General features: G+C 30.5%; 3 protein-coding genes. All 3 read left to right on the forward strand.

Annotated elements, in window-relative coordinates; genetic code table 11:
- Window positions 1–420 precede the first annotated feature (420 nt).
- The 3 genes from U9R42_00425 to U9R42_00435 all read left to right on the forward strand — a co-directional run bounded on the left by U9R42_00425 (window position 421) and on the right by U9R42_00435 (window position 3,838).
- Window positions 421–906 carry a hypothetical protein gene (locus U9R42_00425; protein MEA3494485.1) on the forward strand — a complete coding sequence of 162 codons (486 nt, stop codon included), beginning with the start codon at window positions 421–423 and terminating at the stop codon, window positions 904–906.
- Window positions 907–1,033: 127 nt separating this feature from the next.
- Window positions 1,034–1,480 carry a 6-carboxytetrahydropterin synthase gene (locus U9R42_00430; protein ID MEA3494486.1) on the forward strand — a complete coding sequence of 149 codons (447 nt, stop codon included), beginning with the start codon at window positions 1,034–1,036 and terminating at the stop codon, window positions 1,478–1,480.
- A 201-nt stretch (window positions 1,481–1,681) separates the two neighbouring features.
- On the forward strand, window positions 1,682–3,838 hold the full coding sequence (locus U9R42_00435) for a T9SS type A sorting domain-containing protein (protein ID MEA3494487.1): 2,157 nt from the start codon (window positions 1,682–1,684) through the stop codon (window positions 3,836–3,838).
- Window positions 3,839–3,852 lie beyond the last annotated feature (14 nt).

Raw genomic sequence — 3,852 nt, forward strand, 5'->3', positions numbered from 1 at the left:
ACAGATTCACAGATTAAAATTAATTTATATGCAATATTCTAATAAGAGATGTCCTTTAGTCTATATATATCAGGATTTGGCGAAAATTCATTAATTACAAAAAGAGTAATTTTGTAATCTGTGAATCAAATTTGATTACCCACAGTATTTGACATAGAACCAATTTATTTAAGGGAACTAAAAATAAAATGCTTAAATAATTTTGGTAATTAAAATAAATTACCTCATCTTTGTTCCTTATAAAATGTTTTTTTAATTAAATTAACAATATATGGTAATTTTTTACTAAGTTTACTTCAACTAACGCATTACAAACATATCATACAAATTGTAATTGAGCTTTTATAGAAAAGCAAAATTACTATTTAATGCATTTTCCCTTTAAAAGAAATATCTTTCTTAGTAGGATTACACGCAATTATGGATAAAATAAAAAAATATATTCCAAAAGTTACTAAGCGTGCATTATTATTTATCTCAGGATTAGCATGGTTTCTTACTAGTATTTTCCTGATTGTAAACAGTATCTCAGGTATTTTTGAAAATAATTATTTGCTCATGATTCGCCTTGCTGTTTGCGTTCCAACTGGTTTGTTAGCATACTATTTTATTTTTAGGAAAATAATTGTTATTAAATATCTTGATAGAATAGTTAACTTAGACAGTAACAAACCTTATATCTTTTCTTTTATGGGCACTATCGGTTATTTGGTATTTATTATTATGGCAACATTAAGTTTTAGCATAGAAATTTACAAATTAATCAAATTAGACTACTTATTTACTTTTCAGTCCATAATGAGTGTGCCAGTATTACTTACGTCACTATATTTTTTTCGTGCTTGGAAAACTTATGAATCTTATTCCACTCCGGAAAATTCCAGACAAGAAGTTCCCTTAAATTAAAATTTATTATTCGTTGATTTACTGACCGTCAATTACTGAATACTACGCTTATAAATTTTTTTCTTACTCTTCATCAAAATAGCAATTTAGAATTACTACTTTTGTAGAATAAATCAATAATTGAAAAATGAGCAAAATTAGGATTACAAAGGAATTTCGCTTTGAAGCATCACACATTTTAAAAGGATATGACGGATTGTGTAAAAACATACATGGTCATTCCTATTTGCTATTAGTAACTGTAAGTGGCTATCCAGAAAAAGATACTTCAAGTTCAAAACTTGGAATGGTAATGGATTTTGGTGATTTAAAAGATATTATTAAAGAAATTATTGTTGACAAATTTGATCATTCTCTTGTAGTAAATGATGATACTGACGAAAGTGTAAAGGAAGCAATGAAAAAATCAACGGGAAGGATTATTTTCACACCCTTTCAACCAAGTTGTGAAAATATGGTAATTTATTTTGCTAAAATAATTATGGAGAAACTTCCTGAAAAAGTATCACTTTGCTGTATCAAACTCTATGAAACTCCAACTTCTTATGCTGAATGGCTTGCTGAAGATAATTAATGCCAATGCTGAAGATAATTAATGTCAATAAGGTGTCCTTAAATTTTATGAAATCCTTTTAACACCAAAGCATTAGCTATTTTCTTTCTTTCCAATTACTCAAATTAGGTCAAAATTAGAATTTTATAGAAATTTCCATTGTTAATTAAAATACACTATATTTGTTGCCGAAATTTTTATTTTAACAAAAACAAAACCTTTATGAAAAATTTAACTATGCTTTTATTTATGATGCTTATTTCAGCATCCTTATTTGCACAATACAGTGTAAATACAAATAACGAAAGTGCCCCTGATGCAACTACCTCTTCATTGAGAGGAACTAGAGGAGCTTGGGAGGTACAATTTAATTACAAAGGAATATCAGGTAGCGGTTCAGCAGGTTGTGAAACTGATGGAAACTTCTTTTATGTTCCCAAATGGAATGGAGACTTGATTTGGAAATTTAACATGAGTGGTGTTCTTGTTGATAGTTTCACTATATCAGGAGTTACAAAATTAAGAGACCTTGCTTATGATGGGACTTATTTTTATGGAGGAGCGGCAAATAATTCAATTTATCAAATGGACTTTAGTACTCAAACATTGATTTCTACAATTTCATCCCCAAGTGTAAAAGTAAGAAACATTTGTTATGACCCTGTTAGCGATGCTTTTTGGGTTGGCGACTGGTCAACAAACCTAACTTTAGTTAATAAAAGCGGAGTGGTTCAAAAAACAATTACTTCCTCAACACATGGATTGACAAGCATTTATGGCACAGCTTATGATGTTATTACTCCCGGTGGTCCTTATATTTGGGCAATTATAGCTAATTCTAGCATAAACACATCAATAATACAACTAAATGCAACAACAGGTGCACCAACAGGATTGACTCATGATTGTACTACGGATATTTGTAATGTAGGTCAGCTTGGTGGTGGTCTTTGGATTGAATCAGATATTGTTGCAGGTACAGCTACTTTAGGTGGACTAATTCAAAACAGTTCAATTTTTGGATACAATCTTTCATCAGCTATTCCCGATTCTTTTGACTTAGCAGTTAACACTATAAATGTTCCCCAGTACGTACCAACCACAGGAGTTTCTATTAAAGGAGAAATCAGCAATGAAGGTTCTGTTACAATAACAGAATGCGATTTACATTATAGAATTGATGGTGGAACTGTTGAAACTCAAAACCTAACTTCATTAAGTATTGCACAATACCAAACATATAATTATACTCATTCTACTCAATGGATACCAACAGAAGGTTCTCACACAATTGAAGTTTGGGTTAGCAATCCTAACGGTCATGCTGACCAGAATACATCAAATGATGCTATGAGTACAAATACAACAGGATATGACCCTGCAGGAGTTATTCAAAGAATGCCTTTGCACGAAGTTTTTACATCTTCAACATGTGGACCTTGTACAAACGGTAATGCCCATTTAGAAGCTATTTTAAATAATTATCCTGACAAATATACTGTTATAAAATATCAAATGAGATGGCCAGGTTCAGGCGATCCTTATTACACTACAGAAGCGAATAACAGAAGAAATTATTACGCAATAAATTCGGTTCCCAGAATGGAAGTTGACGGACAATGGGATGGTAATGCAGGTGCTTATACCACAACTTTGTTTGATAATTTTTATGCAATACCTTCTTTTATTGAAATTACTGCTACACACGTTGTGAAATATCACTCTGTGGATGTAAATGTTGAAATAAATCCTTTACAAAATATTTCAAATCCCAATTTAAAATTATTTGTTGCTATTGTAGAAAATACGACATATAATAATAAGAAAACTAATGGAGAAACTGAATTTCATCAAGTAATGAAAAAGATGCTTCCCGGTTCTTCAGGACAATCTATTGGAAATTTAACAAAAGGTTCAAAAGTAACTAAAGATTTATCCTTCACATTTAAAGGAAGTTATCGTTGCCCATCAAGTGCCTCAGATCCGATAAATATGAATACAGAAAATTCTATTGAAGAATTTACAGATTTATCCGTTATAGTTTGGGTTCAGGATAATTCAACAAAAGATGTTCTGCAATCAGCATGGTCAGCCGGTACGATTTCAAGCCTTGATGAAAATGACGGAAATGGAATAGTTGCAATGTTCCCTAATCCTGTTTCGTCTAATGCATTCTTAAGATATCAAACAAACTCTCCTGAAGTTGTAAATATTAACATTTATAATATGTTAGGCGAAGTTGTTTATTCCAACAATCAAGGAGTTCAATCAAATACTAATATTGTTAAATTAAATTGTGAAGATTTAAATTCAGGAATTTATATTTTGAAACTAAGCATTGGTAAAAAAGATTTTTTAAGGAAATTTATAGTTGAATAAAATAACAATATTCA

This window comes from Bacteroidota bacterium (assembly GCA_034723125.1).
Lineage (GTDB): Bacteria > Bacteroidota > Bacteroidia > CAILMK01 > JAAYUY01 > JAYEOP01.